The 17,831-nt window shown below is 33.2% G+C and carries 17 protein-coding genes; all 17 read right to left on the reverse strand.

Annotated elements, in window-relative coordinates; translation table 11 throughout:
• Positions 1-36 precede the first annotated feature (36 nt).
• The 17 genes from BW936_RS17675 to BW936_RS17750 all read right to left on the reverse strand — a co-directional run bounded on the left by BW936_RS17675 (position 37) and on the right by BW936_RS17750 (position 17,543).
• On the reverse strand, positions 37-1,632 hold the full coding sequence (locus tag BW936_RS17675) for an endonuclease/exonuclease/phosphatase family protein (protein ID WP_076550842.1): 1,596 nt from the start codon (positions 1,630-1,632) through the stop codon (positions 37-39).
• A 183-nt stretch (positions 1,633-1,815) separates the two neighbouring features.
• A complete protein-coding gene (locus BW936_RS17680; protein ID WP_159439035.1) occupies positions 1,816-2,712 on the reverse strand; it encodes an endonuclease/exonuclease/phosphatase family protein in 897 nt (298 codons plus the stop codon).
• A 277-nt stretch (positions 2,713-2,989) separates the two neighbouring features.
• The gene (locus tag BW936_RS17685) at positions 2,990-4,516 is read right to left on the reverse strand and encodes a sulfatase family protein (protein WP_076550847.1); all 1,527 of its coding nucleotides are present in this window, start codon (positions 4,514-4,516) and stop codon (positions 2,990-2,992) included.
• 265 nt (positions 4,517-4,781) lie between these two features.
• Positions 4,782-5,834 (reverse strand): ArsO family NAD(P)H-dependent flavin-containing monooxygenase, encoded by a 1,053-nt coding sequence (locus BW936_RS17690; RefSeq protein WP_076550849.1) that lies wholly within the window; start codon positions 5,832-5,834, stop codon positions 4,782-4,784.
• Positions 5,835-5,860: 26 nt separating this feature from the next.
• Complete coding sequence (locus tag BW936_RS19675) at positions 5,861-6,013, reverse strand: hypothetical protein (RefSeq protein WP_159439036.1); 153 nt, start codon at positions 6,011-6,013, stop codon at positions 5,861-5,863.
• Positions 6,014-6,016: 3 nt separating this feature from the next.
• The gene (locus BW936_RS17695; RefSeq protein WP_208611140.1) at positions 6,017-6,982 is read right to left on the reverse strand and encodes a permease; all 966 of its coding nucleotides are present in this window, start codon (positions 6,980-6,982) and stop codon (positions 6,017-6,019) included.
• Positions 6,983-6,992: 10 nt separating this feature from the next.
• Entirely contained in the window at positions 6,993-7,238 is a 246-nt protein-coding gene (locus BW936_RS17700; protein WP_076550854.1) for a thioredoxin family protein, read from the reverse strand.
• 123 nt (positions 7,239-7,361) lie between these two features.
• Complete coding sequence (locus BW936_RS17705) at positions 7,362-7,964, reverse strand: sigma-70 family RNA polymerase sigma factor (RefSeq protein WP_076550857.1); 603 nt, start codon at positions 7,962-7,964, stop codon at positions 7,362-7,364.
• Between the two features lie 6 nt (positions 7,965-7,970).
• Positions 7,971-9,086, reverse strand: coding sequence for a chromate efflux transporter (gene chrA, locus BW936_RS17710; RefSeq protein WP_076550860.1), 1,116 nt, complete (start codon positions 9,084-9,086; stop codon positions 7,971-7,973).
• Positions 9,065-9,610, reverse strand: a complete 546-nt coding sequence (locus BW936_RS17715; RefSeq protein ID WP_076550862.1) for a phosphatase PAP2 family protein — start codon at positions 9,608-9,610, stop codon at positions 9,065-9,067. The genes chrA and BW936_RS17715 overlap by 22 nt, the downstream gene beginning before the upstream one ends.
• Positions 9,607-10,074, reverse strand: coding sequence for a DoxX family protein (locus tag BW936_RS17720; RefSeq protein WP_076550864.1), 468 nt, complete (start codon positions 10,072-10,074; stop codon positions 9,607-9,609). Before BW936_RS17720 ends, BW936_RS17715 begins: the two co-directional genes overlap by 4 nt.
• Position 10,075: 1 nt before the next feature.
• Entirely contained in the window at positions 10,076-10,480 is a 405-nt protein-coding gene (locus tag BW936_RS17725; RefSeq protein ID WP_244156264.1) for a phosphatase PAP2 family protein, read from the reverse strand.
• A gap of 173 nt (positions 10,481-10,653) precedes the next feature.
• Positions 10,654-11,148 carry a hypothetical protein gene (locus tag BW936_RS17730; RefSeq protein ID WP_244156265.1) on the reverse strand — a complete coding sequence of 165 codons (495 nt, stop codon included), beginning with the start codon at positions 11,146-11,148 and terminating at the stop codon, positions 10,654-10,656.
• Between the two features lie 59 nt (positions 11,149-11,207).
• Positions 11,208-12,026: an AraC family transcriptional regulator gene (locus BW936_RS17735; RefSeq protein WP_076550872.1), complete on the reverse strand. Its 819-nt coding sequence runs from the start codon at positions 12,024-12,026 to the stop codon at positions 11,208-11,210.
• Positions 12,027-12,441: 415 nt separating this feature from the next.
• On the reverse strand, positions 12,442-13,236 hold the full coding sequence (locus BW936_RS17740) for a sialate O-acetylesterase (protein WP_076550875.1): 795 nt from the start codon (positions 13,234-13,236) through the stop codon (positions 12,442-12,444).
• Positions 13,208-14,710 (reverse strand): alpha-L-fucosidase, encoded by a 1,503-nt coding sequence (locus BW936_RS17745; RefSeq protein WP_143744215.1) that lies wholly within the window; start codon positions 14,708-14,710, stop codon positions 13,208-13,210. The genes BW936_RS17740 and BW936_RS17745 overlap by 29 nt, the downstream gene beginning before the upstream one ends.
• 16 nt (positions 14,711-14,726) lie before the next feature.
• Positions 14,727-17,543 carry an NPCBM/NEW2 domain-containing protein gene (locus BW936_RS17750; RefSeq protein ID WP_084182132.1) on the reverse strand — a complete coding sequence of 939 codons (2,817 nt, stop codon included), beginning with the start codon at positions 17,541-17,543 and terminating at the stop codon, positions 14,727-14,729.
• Positions 17,544-17,831: the final 288 nt, after the last annotated feature.

The following is a 17,831-nucleotide window of genomic DNA, read 5'->3' on the forward strand; positions in this document are numbered from 1 at the left end:
TTTAATTTTTTGATTAAAAAAGTTACGCTTATCTATTTATTCAACTTCAAAAACCGTTAAAATTGCCGCATGGTCTGAAGGAAACATTATAGGATGATAATCAATAACCTTAGACCCTATAGGGTTTAAACCTCCTTTATAGTAGATAAAATCTATCCTATCCCTTAACCCATATTTTTTTGATGATGTCGCCGCTCTTGGGGTCCACGTAAAACCAGGATCTAATAAAGGGTCTATATGCATCTCCCTATAGCTATCAAAAAATCCATTCTTTTGCATCGTTTTACTCACAGGCCACTCTACAATAAAGTCGTTATGAATTTGCCTTGTATCATCGGTCCAATCTAAATGTGAACCACTATTGAAATCACCTAGCATGATTACAGGAGTTTTATCGGTGTTTTTTAAAATAGGTTTTATCTCCTTTAATATTTGTTTCACCTCGGCATGTCTTGTTTCCGCTTCCGCTTTAATCAACTCATTAGCAGATTTCTCTTTATGAACAACGGCTGCGGCATAATCTGGCAAATAATGCAACCAAGTATTTAAAAACATCAATTCTTTATTGTTACCCAGATCAACCTTCACTCCTCCAAAATTAAAAGGGCGAAAGGCCTTTATCGTCTCCTTTATAGGAAAACGGCTCATGATACTTAAATTTGAACTGATCAAGTAAAAATGGTAACCCAAAGAATCGGCAATAATTTCTCCTGAACCATAGGTTTCGATCAATCCAATAATATCTGGCCGGGCTTCTTTGATAATGTCTATGGTTCTTTTTACACCTACATGTTTACCATACCTTCTACCACCATGCCAAATATTCCAAACCATTGTTCTAATAGGTGCGTTAAGCTGCTTCTTTACCTTTGTGTGCCTAAATTTTACATATTCCGCTTCAATTTCCTTATCATCGCTATATACCGCATCAATTGATACCTCATCTAAAAACCCATTAAAGGCCGTCCATTGTCCTTGAGATCCATATTCCCAGTATTCATCCGTACCTCCAATGACCGTTCTATGTTCACTGTTAAAAGCACCAATGCCCGGTGTATTGTAAATAGCAACATTTTCTCCATCCAAATAAAACCATATTTCCTCTTTTTCTCTATTTACACTAAAGGCTAGTTGATGCCAAACTCCATCATTTATTGCTTGCCTAGGTATAGTTGGTGTATATGTATACGTGTGCTTTCCATCTGAAATATTTGCGCCCCAGGCACCTGACGGCTGCGAAAAAATCATCCATCCTGCTGAATTGAGATCATTTTCTTTCTTATTACCAATAATTACGGTGCCTTGTTTTGCATTTTTAACCGTCTTTACCCAAATAGATACCGTTAAGGACTTGTCTTGTCCATAATTTAAATTTTTAAGACTATCAATGGCCAAAGGCATTCTTAACACAGCATTCTCTGAAAGATCTAAAGCTTTACCCTTAACTCCTTCAATAAATTGTGGGCGTTGCAATTGTGTAATGTAAACGGCGTCATTTAAAGCTGTCTTTGAATAAAATGACTCCATATCTTCATCAAAACTTGTATAAAAATTGTTCTGTGCGTAACTAGAGACACTATTTAAAATCACATATAGTGCGAAAAAAATTCCCGTGACAATATTGCTTTTCATTTATCTTTAATTTTATTTTTCGGCTAACTTTTATTCTCTTTTTTTACCATTACCAATGGTTACTAATCCTGATCTATCTTAAGTGATAATTCATCAATTACAATTGATATTATATGCGAGTATAATTAGAACAGTGGGTTCCTTGTTACTATATCGACTTCTATTTATTATTTACGCTTAGTGCTACCATTTAAATTCAGCTAAAACAGGATAGTGATCAGATAGGTAAAAGGTTTCTTCTTTATTTAAAATGTTAGCTTTCACGCATCTTTTTGCTAAAAAAGGAGAACTTAATATATAATCTATTCGGGTAGCGTTTACAGGATATCCTGCTCCTTTTTTTGTTTCAAAAACTTGCGTTGGACAACTTAACCTTTCTTCCCATGTAGAAGTAAATTTTTGAACAACATCTATGAGAGGATAACCCAAAAGCGAGCCTATTACCCCATATTCCAATTCGCCATACATCAAATTTTTGACATGGTCATGTTCCATCTCCGTTGCTTTACTTTGCTCTAAAATTAAAGCTTTGTCCTTATACAAATGGGCATCAAAAGGTGATAAGGCATTAAAATCTCCTAACACCAAATATTTGTTCTGTTCTTCTGACAACTTAGATAGTTTATTCATTATTACTGTTGCCTCTTCCCGTCTTTTTTTATAGCTAAAAGGAGAAAAATGAATAACAAAAATATCTATGTCAAAAACCTTACAATGTAAAGCACCATGGTGCATATTTTCTAGTATTTTTTCTTTTACTACAATGGGTTCCTTAGCTGTTATTCCCACAGAATAACCAGAAGTTTTTAAAATTTGAGCATAATTGTGTCCCCATTTTTTAGCATCTTCCAATAATTTTTCTTGAGTATAGCCGCACAATTCCTGTAACGCAAATACATCTGGATCTTGGATATTTACCCAATCTATAAATTTACTTTTTCGGTCAATATCCTTACCCCAATCAAAACCGTTCCAAATATTATAACTTAAAACCTGTAAAGATTTCTTTTCCTGTGCTTTTATCGAAAAAAAACTTAAAAGTGACACCAGCGCTATCATGATAATAGTCCCTCTTTTCATAATTGTCATCTATTTTAAAATTGATTTTTTGTTGCAATACACCCTTTTGCTAAATATAAAATAAATTAACTGACACCTTACTTATGACTTACCCTAAAAAATAGCTACCCTACCAGATTGTTAATTATAGATATTTTTATATACAGATTGTATTCGGCTTTTCCCTAACCACTGCCCACTATATTGCTTTTTAAATTAGCCATTTAATGAACTGGTATGTTTGAAATACCAGTTTAATATTAACTTTTGCTACATGGAATATATTTAATCTACTTCATTAAAGTGAATTATAAAGCCTATTTAAATCGAGTGGATCGTTCATTTTCTTTTGTAGCGACATTAAATCAGAAAACAATCCTTTAACTTTTTTAATATTCTTTGGATCTTTTGCCAAATCGAATATTTCCATGGGATCCTCTTTCATATTGAACATTAAAATTTTATCAATTTTTGGATAGACAATAAGTTTATATCCATCCTTTCTTATCATTCTTTGCGATTCTTTTTCGAAGGCTCCATATACCCCATCTTGTAAATGGCCTTGGGTAGTCTCTCCTTTTGCCAAGGGAAGCAAGCTGTTGAATTCCACATGATCTGGTTTTTCCATTTTGGTCAACGCCAAACTGGTTGCCATAATATCTTGTAGATATACTTCGGTCGCTACCCTTTTTCCTTTTGGAATATCTGGACCCACAATCATTAACGGCACACGAATACTATGGTCGTACATACTTTGTTTTCCCAATAAACCATGATGACCTACAGAAAGTCCATGATCTCCTGTGAAGAATATATAGGTATTTTCCATTTCACCAGAAGCTTCCAAGGCATCTAGTATTTTTCCTATTTGCTCATCTAAATGTGTAATTATGGCGTAGTATTCCTTTAAATGAGTTTTAATAGCAAACGGAGTACGTGGATATGGGGCCAGTCTTTCATCTCTCATATGAAATCCACTATTCATACCATCTGCATAAGGATACTCTGGCAACCAATTTTCAGGAAGGACAATATCATTAATATTATATTTATCTAAATATTCCTGCGGTGATTGCCTAGGGTCATGTGGTGCATTAAATGCTAAATACATAAAAAATGGATTTTCCTTCTGAGTGGCATCGTCCAAAAATTCAAGTGCATCATCTCGTACTACCTCGCTCCAGTGCTTGCCCCCTTCCCAAAAACCTTTAAACTTAGAACTAGCAGGATTCCAAAGGGTATCATTTTCATCAATGGGCCTATAGTAGGCAGAAGTGTTTTTTGCTCTCATTTCTTTTCCCGCTTTATAAGCTTCAAACATTTCTTTAGAATTGTTTTGATCGCCCATATCATTAGGCATACCTGGCTTAATATTTTTAGCAGTACCAAACACCTCTTTTGCAGGAGCCTCAACGTGCCATTTTCCGGTCATATAAGTGTTATAACCTTCTGATTCCATTAGCTGGCCCCATGTGTTACTCATGGCCAAAGAATCTTTTTCCTTCCATTTAGGAACGGTATTATGGGCGTTCCAGAGGTATTTTCCTGATATTATCATTGATCGAGAAGCTACACAAATTGCTCCGTTCCATCCTCCCATATTATAGGCATGAGTAAATGTAGTACCCTGATTGACCAACCTATCTAAATTAGGAGTTTCAATAACATTATTCCCCAATGCGTGTATAGCCTCATAGGTATAGTCATCGGCAAAGAGAAACATAATATTAGGGTCTTTTTCCTTTTTATTCTTAGGCTTTTCCTGACATGCCAACGTGAATAAAACAAGAAAAAAAATAGATGCTAATTTTTTAAAACAATTCATATCACTTTTATGTTTTTACCCGTAGTATTAATCACTTTCATTTTTTTAAACCTGTCTCTATTAGTTCGCAATCAAGCATGCCGTCAACGGGAAATTTACTTAGCATTAAATATATCATCAAATTGCTAAATCTTGCTGATTTACTAATCTCTAGTATTTTAAGTTCCTTAAAAAAGTGATTTTATCAAAAATAGTAAAGTGATCAATTAGTAACTACTATTCTATATACCAATAGATATACTCATTTTGCATCAAAAAGGAATGATTATGACAAAGTACTTATTATTTCTTTCGCTGTATGTTTAGCTGTTTTACCTACCCCATAAATGGTTGCAGACGCAAACCCTGTCCAATTACCATAACCTACTACCCATAAGTTAGGTTCTTTAATGGCTCGTGTATGGTTGGTTGCCACCTTGTTATTTTCAACAATATTTAAAGAATTTAAATGATTTAAATGCGGTTTAAATCCTGTACACCATATAATTGCATCAAATACTTCTTTTTTTCCGTCTTGCCAAACTACACCATTTTCATAAAATGAGGTAAAGGGTCTATTATCTTTAAACACCCCACGGATCAACCCTTCCTTTACACTTTCTACTTGCACAATATCACTTAAAGAAACCTGTAATGGATCTGATGCATTTGGTTGATTGAAATATTTTTTATTGGCTTGATTAAACAAGTAACGACCGTCAATTTCTTCTGGTAGAAATACAGGTTTTTCTAGTGTTACCCACTTTGTGTAAGCCACTTTAGATACTTCGGCTAAAATTTGTGCTCCTGAATTACCACCACCAACAACAAGAACCCTTTTATGCTCAAATTCACTATTATTTTTATAGGAGCTTGAATGAATTTGTACCCCTAAATAATGCTCAATGTAAGGGTAATCTGGAATAAAAGGGGAACGTGCTGTACCAGTAGCACTTACTACAGTTTTGCTAACAAAATCTCCTCTATTAGTTTTTAACTTAAATAACTCTTTTTCTTTAACAACTTCTTCAACAAATGTATTTCGTTGTATTGGGAAATTATATCGTTTTTCGTAATTCGACAAATAATTCAAATATTCATATTTTGTTGGATATTCTTGTTTCGTTGTAGGCATTTGCCAACCTGAAAGAGAACTATATTGAGAAGGTGAAAATAATTTTAAACTATCCCAGGTATGTAGCCAAGAGCCACCAGTATTACTTTCTACATCTAGAATTAAATAATTTAGTTTACTTCTTTTTAAAAAATAAGCAACGGACAAGCCTGCTTGTCCGCCACCTATAATTATACAATCATATATATTTTCAGGTATTACCATAATATGTTTTTACTTAATTTCTTTAATCACTTTATAAGGGGTTTTATTGTTGCTAGCCATACCAATTGAGAAACACTTGCTCCTAACATTCCTGCAAAAGCCATTAATGGACCAACACAACAAGTACAAGCCACTAATGCAACAAATACGGCACTTATAGATGATAAAATTGATTTCATAAATTAAAATATTAAATTAAAAACATAACCAGAAATAATCATTCCTACACCTATAACTGAAAAGAAAGCAATGATTAGTTTTTTTTGCATCACTTTTTTCAAGAGTAAAGCTTCAGGAAGTGATAAACCAATAGACCCCATCATAAAGGCAATAGCCGTACCCAATGGTACTCCTTTATCCACCAAAGTCTCTACTACCGGTAAGACACCTACAGCATCTATATAAAGAGGAATACCCATAATTACTGCAATAGGAACAGCAAATGGATTTGATTTGGAAATGTAAGTCTCAAAAAAGGATTGAGGCACATAACCGTGAATAAAAGAACCTATTCCAATACCTATAAAGATGTATGGCACTAATTTTTTTAATGTACTTAATGCTTCTTTATGTATTTCTGGAAACTTCTGTTTTAAAGACCTTTTATCTTCAATAGTTTTTTCAGTTTTAGAATGCAATTGTTTTAACCATTCTGCTATATGAGCTGACATACCCATTTTATCAAGAATAATCCCACCTATAACACCTAAAACAATACCAGATAAAATATAAATTAAAGTAACCTTCCAACCATAAGACACCCAAAATAACACAATAGCTATTTCGTTTACCAATGGTGAGGTGATTAAGAAAGATAATGCGATACCTAACGGAATTCTAGCCTGCATCATCCCTACAAATAATGGAATGGATGAGCACGAACAAAAAGGGGTAATTGCTCCTAATAAAGAGGCAAATACATTGCCTAAACCTGATTTCTTATTACGCTCTAAATAATCGCGTATTTTATCCATTGGTAAATAACTCGTAATAATTCCCATTACATAAGTTACAATTACAACTAAAAAAGCAATTAGAATAAACGTGGCAATAAAGTATTGAAGGGCTGTTGCAAACAGCCCTGATTGATTTAAACCAAGTAATTCAAAAACGATATAGTCTGAAAAACTATATAATAATTCTGTCAACTTCTCCATATTATGCTGCTTTTAATGCTGCAAGAAGTTCTGCATCAGATGTAAATGATTTGTAAGTGTGAACTTTACCGTTGATCACTAATGAAGGAAAAGACATTGTACCATAGACCATAGTGTCTTGCATTTCCGAGAGTTCTTCTATAGAAATTGATAGATTGTTCTCTTGTGCCAATTTTTCTAATTGTTCCTTAATGGGGGAACCTTTTGCACAACATGAAGAGTGTAAAATTTTAATTTCAGTATTCATAATAAATGTTTTTAATGATTAAACTTTATTACGAAGTCTGTAATTTTTAAAAAAAGACACATTTTTAGAAATAAAAAAAGTGTTTTTTTGAGAAGTTACTTATAACCAACTATGTATCAATGGTTAATTAGTTATTTTTTTTTCTATTTCTTGTAATGGTGTACAGTGAGGTTTTATTGTGCACGACGAAAATTTACCTGATTTGTCATATTGAATATCACAGCATTCTATAAATAGGGTCTTTAATTTTTCTCTACCCCGCTGAACTCTCATTTTTGTTGCGGACACACCAAGGTTAAGTTGTATTGCAATCTCTTTTTGAGTAATATTTTCAATATCGCTTAATCGTAGTGGATTAGCATATTTTTCTGGAAGTAATCCTATCATTGGAATGATAAAATCTGACTCTAAAATGGAAGAAATATCATCACCAGAAATACTACTTTCCTTCCAATCTTCATCAAAATTAAATTCAATCTTGTTTTTATTGTAATAATCTGCAATGGTATTTCGAGTAACTTGAAACAACCAAGCTTTAATATTATTAACTTCAATGGATTTTTTATGGGACTCTACCAATTTGAGCATCACCTCCTGAACAATGTCCTCTGCAAGGTTTATATCATTTGTCTTTTTTATGATATAAGCTTTTAAGAATTCATAAAATTCCTGTACAACTTCGTTGATGTTACAACATTCTTTACTATTTCTTTTTTTGGAGCCCATATAATTCTAGCACAAAGTTAATAGAAAACCTATAAATGATCCACCAATAACAATAAATGCACTGTTCATTTTCTTAAAGACAAATACAATTATTAAACTTAATACCGCAATTAAAATTGTACGCCAATCTGTCAACGTTTCTTTTCCCATCTCTACACAAACTGCTACGATAACAGCAACCGCTGCAATATTTACAGCATCTAAAAAAGCTACTACAACTTTCGATTTTCTCATTTTTGGAATAAGCGGATTGAGTATAGCAACAAAAATGAAAGAAGGAAGAAAAATACCGATTGTTGCCGCTATGGCGCCCCAAAAACCGCCTAATTGCCACCCAATAAATGTAGCGGTTGATAAAACTGGACCAGGTGTAAATTGACCAACAGCCACAGCATCTATTAATTCTTGTCTGCTTAGTAAACCTGTAGCAACTAATTCCGCATCTAAAAAGGCAAATAACACATAACCACTACCATAAAGCAAAGCACCTACTTTAAAGAACGTCCATAGAATCTTTAGAGTATTTGGTGTTATTACTACTTGTAAAAGAAGAAATGGAGTAAAACTATTTAATGCGTTTTTTGAGTTTTTAACAAAGTATAGCATTAAACCTAAAAGACCACAAGCAAATAACGCTAAAATTTCATTTGCCCCTAGTAAACAAGCAATTAAGGTTAGAACACCTAATACACCGAGTTCAATATTTTTTAATGCTTTTTTACCAAGTCGATATACCGCTCCTAGAATAATGGCGATTACCGCTGGTTTTATACCATAAAGGAATGGTTCAACTTTTGGTAGTTGTCCGTACTGTTGATATAACCAAGCAAAAATCATTGTAATGACAACAGCAGGAAAAACAAAACAGGCACCCGCAACAATCAATCCTTTCCAACCTGCTCTTTCGTGACCGCAATGCATTGTCATTTCGGTAGAATTTGGTCCTGGAATTAAATTAGTTGCACCTACTAGGTCAAGAAAATGTTGTTGACTCATCCATTTTCTTTTTTTCACAACTTCATCTTCCATCATTGCAATATGAGCTGCAGGACCGCCAAAAGCAATGCTTCCTAATTTAAAAAAAAGTTTTGCAACTTCTTTTAAGTTTTTCTTACTATCCATTCTTTTGAAATTGGTTTGATTAATAGACTAAACATAAAACCTATTAAAATTGAAGTTACTATATCAGAGATAAAATGAGCACCTAATACCATTCTAGAATAGGCTACTAAAAAAGCCCAAATAAAAACAAGTATCACATAGTATTTCTTTAATGAAAAGAGTACTAAGCTAAATGCTAAAGTAAAAGCAATTGCGGTGTGACCTGATGGAAAAGAAAAGGTACTTGTTTCATATAATTGAATGATGGTAGGGTGGGATACAAATGGGCGTGGTCTCTTAACAGCATATTTTAAAATTAAACTGAATGTTGAGGAAGCTATAAATATTAATAAAAGGCTGTAATACTTTATTTGGAATGGCTTTACTTTATTTTTAATATAAAATAGACCAATAAAACCTAATAGCATAATTGAAATAATGAAGGTAGATGAAGAAATCCAATAAAATAAAGGATCTAAAAAAATGATTCTATTTGCTTGAATCCATTTTAAAAATTCATAATCGATTTGTAAAAAGAAATTCATTTGATTTTGTACATATTTTTATCTAACGACCAAAAACCACCTCCTTTTATTATTAAGAAGAGGCTACCCATCCACATTGCTAAATCTGTGCGTACTTCGTGAGCAAAACTCCATACTCCATAGTTACTCAATTCTCGAAGATTGAATGGTCTAAAACTTTCACCAAAGGCAATCGGAATTTTTGTTATAATTATGGCTACTGTCATATTGATAAGCATTCCTAAAGCAGCTACACGAGTGAAAAGACCGAAAAGCAATAATAAACCACATAGAATTTCACAAACACCAACTAAATTGCCCCAAATGTCAGGATTTGAAAACCCCATTTTTTCAAATCTTCCTACACCCCTAATGGTAGGAAATAAGAATTTTTGAATACCTTCCGATAGAAAAACAGCACCAACCATTAAGCGAATAATGATGGTTGTTTTTGATATATCAGTACTAACTTTTTTTTTAAACATTTTAAGCAATTTTTTTTATCAATATGGGATTATACGTTTTATAAATTCGAGCTACTATCCAAGCTATTGGTATACTTAAAATCGTTGGAACTATTATGTCCGATGGATAATGAACACCAAGATAAACTCTACTAAGGCTTACAAAGATTGCCCAAGGAATAAGCACGTATGGTATCCATTTTAATTTCTCTTTAGCCACTAATGTCAAGTAAAATGCTAATGAAAATACATTGGCTGCGTGAGAAGAAATAAAACCGAACTTACCACCTCTATAATCATTTACTAAATGAAGTTTACCTGTCAAATAAGGACTATGGCTTGGCCGCAATCTTTCGAAAAATGGTTTAAATATGCCTGAAGCTAATTGGTCACTTATTGTTATCAGTAATGCTATTAACAGAATCATCAATATTGCGTCCCTTTTATATTTCCATATTAACAGAAATGACAATATCATATAAAATGGCAGCCAAGTGAATGTACCTGTTGCAAACCACATTACAGCATCCCAAAATAGATTGTGATTACCATTCAGCCATAATAGAATTTCAATGTCTATCTGATTAATAAATTCTATCATTATTTTCTAATTGGTGATTGTCTATAAAGCGGTTTTTTTATAGTAAAGCTTGGCACTTTTTCCATTGCGTGGCAACTAATGCAGTTATTGGTGAAGATTTGGAAATTTTTGTTGAATACAAGGGTATCTCTTTTTTCGAGTGCTTTTTCCATTTCTGGAATTGCAACGGTTAAGAAATGTTCTGCGGATTTTGCACGTTTGGGTCTTCTTTTCAAGCCGTTCTCAATCGCTTTTCTGATTTTTTCAATTTGGTAATCAGCATATTCCCAATTTTCATCTTGTCCTGCCCAATACAGTTCTTGATAGCGATATCCTGTTTCTACCATTGCCATATCAAAACCCCTAAATTGGTTTTCGATGGTTTCAATTTTTTCTTGTTCCGTACCTTTTATCCATTTTCCCTCTACTATTTGTTCTTGGTTTTCTGCATAAGAAGAAAGTAAAAGTACAGTGAGAATATATGTTAGCCATTTCATATGTTGTGATTTTAACACGATGTAAAATTATACAACATATAGACTACAGTGTGGTCTATTTGAAAAACGTATGGTACTTAATCATTTGACTTACGAAACTCAATTGGGGTATTCCCTACATTTCTTTTGAAGTATTTAGAAAAATGAGAGTTATCTTTAAAATCAAGTTTATCTGCAATTTCACCAACCCTTAAATCAGTATAAAGCAAAAGACGTTTTGCCTCATTAATAATGTAATTAGAAATTACCGCTGCAGAAGATTTACCTGTTTCTTTTCTGCATACTGCATTTAAATTTTGTGGAGTAGTATTTAATAGTTTTGCATAATGGCTTACCTTATTTGTAAGTTCATTTTCTTTACTTAAAAGTAAGTTTAATTTTTGATAGATAGAACTGCATTCTATTTTAGAATTATTTGGAGATACCGATTCTAGAAACTTTGCTAATAGTGCTTTTAATAAGCCCTCTATTATCTGACGATTTTTTACTTTCTTCTCTTCATTTTCCTGCAGTAAAATGTTAGAAATATCAACTATGGTGGTGTCCGTAGGAAACAGACAAGTTAAGGCACTTAATTCTGCAACTAGCTTTTTGATGTCTTTATCTAAACAATTGTCAATAAATGCTTTCTTAATAATAAAAACAAACCCCTCTGGTTTAGATTTTATATCCCAAAAGTGAATATGTTCTTTTCGTATATTGAAAATTACCGGTGCCTGAATTTTATATTCTGTAGTATCAATAGTATGTGACCCAGATCCTTTGGTTAGAAAAATAATTTCAAAATATCCATTATGTCTGTGTGGGGCTGTCTTTCTTATCTCTTGTTTAAATCGAGAGACTTTTAACCCTGTATTCTGTTTTACCTTATCTTTTATTATAAGTTCTGTTTTCATTTGTAAAATCTATCCATATAAATTGGTTACCTACCTTGCATTCAAATAATTCAATGAATACACCTAAGTTTCATATTATAGGTCTTCCTTAAAATAGGACAATTCATAACTCGAATTTACTAACTTTAAATGCAAACTGTTACAATGGAAAACAGCAAATTTAGCGAGAGAACGATGTCATTTAAAATAACTACGATGGATAAAAGCGGCTTTAATAAGCTTTTTTTATACCATATTGGCAACTGACAATGAATTTTGAATGTATTAGAGAAGTACTTTTCAAGAACTGGTGCACAATTGTAAAGCAGTCTTTACGATCTTGGCAATAAGGGTCTGACCTTAAATAAAAGTCAAACCCTAGTTATTTTCAATTTACCTAGTTTGCGGGATAGTATTCTATTTCAATATCAAAACACTATTTATTTATTAGATTTTCAAATTCTTGCGCATACCTTTTACCTAATAATATATAAGATTCCCTATCAAAATGTACCATATGATGGTCTATAGATTTACAATCACTACTTTCAGCAAAACCAGTATACTCAACTTTTGTTGGTAAATCTCTTAAAGCTTTTTTTACTTGGTCTATTTTTTTTAATCTTTCTTTAGAATTATGGTCTTTTCCCGTGCCATAAAATTCAGCTAAATTCCCTACAATAAAAGCAAGTTTAGGTTTATTTAAATCTGAACGTAGATCTATAATTAGCTGATGTAGTTTGTCTTCATAGGAATTGGCCAACTCCTCATTAACGGTATCCGATTCACCTTGATGCCACAAAACCCCTTTAATTATCCCTTCATTTTCGGCAAATAATGCTTTTTTAACAGCATCATTATACGTCTTGGTTCCTTTGTTCAAATCATCTATAGCAGCTCCTCCCCATGCTACCGGAATTAATTTTATAGTAACATTAGGGTGGCTTTTTAAATATTCTTTAGCAAAGGGCAATCCTAATCCAAAGCGATCAGAGGACAAACGGTTATGTAAGGGATGTGACGCAGGTTGCCATGCATAGGGCTCTGTTGCTATTGTAGGAATCATAAATACTTTATTAACCAGAATCTTGTCTTTTGGTAAGAGCTCACCATAACCCGCCATATTAGACTGCCCCATTAAAATAAAAATATGCGTTTCCTCTGTTTCTTTTGAACAGCCTAGAAGAATACTGAGACTTACACTAAATATTATTAAAATTGAAAATTTCATAAGTTTTTGTTTTCGTTTTTAATTCCCAGCACATCTCCCACATATACTTCCCAGATTTTTTTACACCTTTTAAGGTATGTCTACCCGGCATTAAATGATGATTTTCATAAATGATTTCTTGTACCTGCCTTTTATATTTATCATAAGTAGAAAATATTCCGAGTGATTTATTATCTAAGAACAACTCAATATTACCTTGGTCACGCGCTTTTGAAGTTGCAAATACAATACTGGTCCCTGTGAAGGAATAACTAAAGGAGTCCCCGTTATTTTCAGTATAATGCACATCTTGTTCAAAAGCTCCTGTTTTTCTATCTTCCGAATATTGCCAATTACCAGTGTAAATTATTTCTTTATTAGCATTATTTACAAGCTGTAAACTTGAATACGTAGTATCTGTTGTTGTATTCATTGTTTTGCCAATAACTTGTACTTGTTTCATTTTTGCCAAGGGCCAATTTCCACTAGGGTTTATAGCAACATCCCAAGTAGAGACACCTCCATTTTCCCTAGCTTTTACGGTATGCTTTGCTACTTCTATGTCTTTAAACCTTAAATTTCTATCAACCTCTCCCCATCCGGCAAAAACGGGATCTTGTTCAGATAGAAAGGACCAACCAACGTATTGTACAAATTTTTCTCCTTTTCCTTTAGAAGATCTCGTAGTTGGCAGGGGTGGTAGTTCATTGGATTCACCCGCCGAATATTGACTATATTTATCCGGACTCGTAAATACTTCACTACCTAGTCCCGTATTTAATGCTATTATCGCATTTGGATTTCCCCGCCTAACAGCATTCCAAATTTTTGTTGCAATGGGGTAATCATTTCCTTGTTCGTCTTTACTAATATTCCAATAACCATCAAACCACCAACCGGCAACAGTATCTCCCCATTTATTGGACAACTCTCCAATAAAATCATTGATCCACCAATCTGGATATTTCGGAGGTGAAATTTGCTGTCCTGTCCAGCGATCGCCTACATGAGATGGTAGATAGGCTATAACTTTAATTCCCTTTTTAGTTAAAGCCTTTGCTAAATGTGTAAGTAAGTCTCTATTGGGGGTATAATCTGCCCGTAAAACACCTTCTTGATTTTCACAGCCGGGAATATTTACTGGGCAAGGTGGCGAATTAAAATCATAAACCTTACTTGTTGTTGCAAGGTATCCCCTATTTTGGGTTATTGTAAATATAACATAACCAACTCCTAGCTTCTTTACCAAATTGGCATAGGCATTTACATCAAAATTAGCGATATAATAATCCCATTCCTCAAAACTTCGTATATCAAAATATGCTTTATCTAGCTCCCCTCCCGCTAAGTAGTGATGACTAATGCCCCATTGTGCTTCATCGTACATCCATTTAACTTCTTCAGGTAGCTTATTTCCATTATTGATTTGACCTATACAGGTACTAGTTACCCAAAATAACGCTAAAAAAAGGGGCATCATTGTTATTCTTTTCATCCCTACTGTTTTATCATTATTCAATTACAAACCACGTATTACCGTTAGCTGGCACTTCAATTTCCATTGTTATGTTATATCCTCTATCTAGTATGTATTCCTTGGATTTCCCTTCTTGTTCCCTAACCTTTGCGGTGGTTTTCAGTCCGGTATAATACAAAGGAATCTTCACTATTTTTTTAATGGATGTAGCTGTTGGGTTAAAAAATTGAACAAAGCCTTTTTCTTTCAATTCTGGATTTACATGCATAATACCATCAATCTCTCTTCCATTGGCTCTTTTAAGGTGTACAATGGGTGAGTTCAATATATTTCTATAGGTCTTATACCACTCAACTATATCTATTACGGCTTCTTTGGTTCTTTCGGTATCATATAACCTTGGTCCCCTATAGCACGCTTGAACACCAGAGCCATAATTTTGCACCATATGCGCTTCATAAGCATCTAAATGATCATTTAAAGGTTCTATTGTTGCGGCCGCACCTCCTCCATGATATTGTGTCAACGGTACAAAAGTCCAACTCATACTAGGAGTTCTGTCCCAAGTACCATCATAAATATTTTGACGTCCTAGAACCAATTGTCGTTCTCTAGGTAGAGACCAGTTAACTTCTCTATAACCTATGCCATTTTTTGTGCTTCCGCTTAGATAATACCAATCGGGAATATTTAATGATATTCCTTTTTCGTTGCACCATTTATAAAAGTTTGAAATTCTTTTCCAAGCCTTCCACTGCGAATCCTCTACATTTTTATGTGCTACGTGTGTAGTTGATGCACATAATTGACCGGGATAAGAGCCATCATGCTCTAATAGATCAAAACCAGTTTTTTCAAAGAAGGTTTTTAATTTTTGAAAATAATCTATGCCCCATTGACTATTTAAGCATGGCGAGCTTCCGTGAATGACTCCTCCTCTTTTTCCGGTTTCTGGATTAATTACATCTACCTCGTCACTTATCCACCTGCTTGATAATAACGAATAACCTCCTAATTCAATTCCTTTAGAATGTGCGTAATCTGCCAATCCTTTAAACTTTGCAATATTTTTATCGGAAATATCTTCCATATTAAGACCACTACCAAAACTGAGAATTACCATTTCATAACCGGTATCTACACATTGATCTATAGCAGCTTTAACCTTGTTTTCATCTGTAGTTGTCAAATGCAAAAACAGTGGATTTTCACTTGTCCAAGGCGCTACAAGATTATAAAATCTGTTGGTTGCCAAACCTTTTCTTTGCTTATCATAGCTATCAAAGGGCATTTCCCAAACTCTAAATGACTCAAAATTGCTTCCTTTATCTATTGTTTCATTTGGACCTATAGGAAGTTTACACTCTAGCAAGCAAGGCATTAAACGCGGATAATTGGTTTGCGAGGTATAACGGGGATCCTTTTCCCAATTTACTACTTGATTGGATCCTTTAAAGGACATTGCATGAAAAGCAAAATCGCTTTCAACATGAATGTTTGGCAATTCCCAACCAGTCTCGCCTCTTTCAACAGCACTTTCAGGCTCAACAGTCGCTAATATTTCACTCTTGAAATTATTTAAAATTACTTCTTTGGAACTATTATTTTCTATGGTAATCCATTTACTGATCAATGGAATACCATCATAAATTTCATAATGCACTTCTATTTTTACGTTTTGTAAATCTGAATGTGCATATTCAAAAATTAATTCCTTTCCCTTTAAATCATCTTTTTCTTCTAATGCCCATCTTTTATTTTTCCAATCTAAACGTGGCTTTATATTTTCAATTCTAAAATTTTCTATTTGAAATGAATTCTTAGGACTCCACATCTGTTCTAGCCATTCTTTTTTTAGATAGCCATATTCTACCTGACCGTCTAACCCGCCAACTTGATATTCAATATCATCTATTTGTACCATTGCTTCAGGACTTACCCCTCTTAAAAGAGATTCTCCATTCACTAAATTTTTAAAATCAACTGTAGCGCAATTAGGCGTTATTCTAAAAGTTCTACTAACCAAACCGTTAGAGATTGTAATTTCCTTATTGTTCTTACTCCTAAAAACTTTAGATGCCAGAGAAATATTATCTATAAGCCAATCTTTTTTAATACCGTCTACGTATTGGGGCGTAGGTTCCGGTAATTTTTTGATCAGTGGTTCTAGTTTCGAATTAAACGCACGATCTGCAACTTTCATTCTGTTCAAATAATTACCATCAACAATTTGAGGTTTATATCCATTGAACATTAATTTTGCATTTGCCCAAATAGCATGGTCTCCAGATACGCCGTCTCCAGTATCCTCAACTATAAGTTCTAGAACATTTATTCCTTTTACTGAAATATTTAGAGAAACAGCTTGTTCTCCCCCCTTTATTTTTTTGCTTTTCCACAGGATTTTATCATCTCCTTTAATTATAAATATAACAGAACCTTTTTCTATGGAAGTTTCTGTATTGGCAATACCAACAAATGTTTTACCCTTACTGTTTTCTTCGTAGAACAACTTAGTACCGTCGCCTAATGCATTGAACTTAAAAGGTCCGTTTTTGACTTCAGAATCTTGTATTCCGACCTCAGTAGTAAATGTTTTTGATTTTCCATCTAAGAATATAAAAAGTTTACTTCTAGAAATGGTCCCTATACCATGCGTAAATTCTTTTCCAGAAATACTTATTTTTTCCCCGGTAATTGCTCTATTTTTTTGTGCTGTCCACCAAGGTTGTTCAATTTTACTCATATCTAAATCAGATACATTTAATTGATCTAAAGTACCTTGTTGACCATACGATAGAGTTACTAGCAAACTGAAGAAAAGATAAATTGTTTTTTTTGATATGTTCATTTTTTATAAAATATATAATTAGAATTTTTATTGAATTGTAAGATTGTTGACAATTTATATTTTTACATCATAAGATTATTATTTCTTATGCATCTCATTTCTAAAAAAACTGTTAAAAGCATACTGACTAGAATTGTTAGCGTATTTGACTGTTTAAGTTGTAAAGTAGTCGTCATTAGTGTTATTGAAATTTAATATTATTCATATAAATGGTATACTTTGACACCATATAAAAGTTGTGAAAATTTAATAAAATGGTGGAGTTTTAGATATTCTATATTTAAAAAT

The organism is Maribacter ulvicola (genome assembly GCF_900155985.1).
GTDB classification, from domain to species: domain Bacteria; phylum Bacteroidota; class Bacteroidia; order Flavobacteriales; family Flavobacteriaceae; genus Maribacter; species Maribacter ulvicola.